The sequence below is a fragment of the Paracoccus marcusii genome (assembly GCF_006151785.1).
Lineage (GTDB): Bacteria > Pseudomonadota > Alphaproteobacteria > Rhodobacterales > Rhodobacteraceae > Paracoccus > Paracoccus marcusii.
In genome coordinates this window covers 1-627 of sequence record NZ_VDDD01000286.1, presented here as the reverse complement: position 1 = coordinate 627, position 627 = coordinate 1, and the positions used below count along the sequence as shown (strand labels likewise).

Genomic DNA, 627 nt, shown 5'->3' with positions numbered 1-627 from the left:
GGGCGGCCCGCCCACCGCGTCCAGCCCTGCGCCGAACCCGGCCGGAACGGCAACGCGGGCGGCCAGCGCCGCCGCCCCGATGCAGATGGCGATCTGCACCATCCCCAAGGCCGCCGCGCGCCCCAGATCGAAATCGAAGCGGAACGCCTGATAGATGGCCAGCTCCACCGTCGTGGCGCGCGGTCCCCCGCCCAGGGCCAGCGCCACCGTGAACGAGGTCAGGCAGACCAGGAACACCGCCAGCCAGACACCGGGCAGCACGCCGCGCAGCATCGGACGCTCCAGATGGCGGGCGATGTCGCGGGGCGCGAAATCCAAGGACGCGGCCAGCCGGAAGCGTTCGGCGGGAATCGCCTGCCAGCCCTGCAGGATCAGCCGCACCGACAGTGGCAGGTTGAAGAACACATGCGCCAGGATCACCCCCTGCCAGCCATAGATGCCGATGGCGGGCAGGCCCAAGGCTTCCAGCGCGCCGTTCAGCGCGCCGTTGCGCCCGAAGATCGCGATCAGGCCCAGGACCGCCACGATCACCGGCAGGATGAAGGGCGCCCCCAGCAGCGTGACCAGCAGCCCGCGCCCCCGGAACCGCCGCCGCGCCAGCGCGCGCGCCACCGGCACGGCCAGCGC

The 627-nt window shown here is 73.0% G+C and carries 1 pseudogene; it reads right to left on the bottom strand.

Features of this window, described 5'->3' with window-relative positions:
• Positions 1-627 (bottom strand): annotated as a pseudogene (locus FHD68_RS18790) (thiamine/thiamine pyrophosphate ABC transporter permease ThiP); the annotation flags it as partial.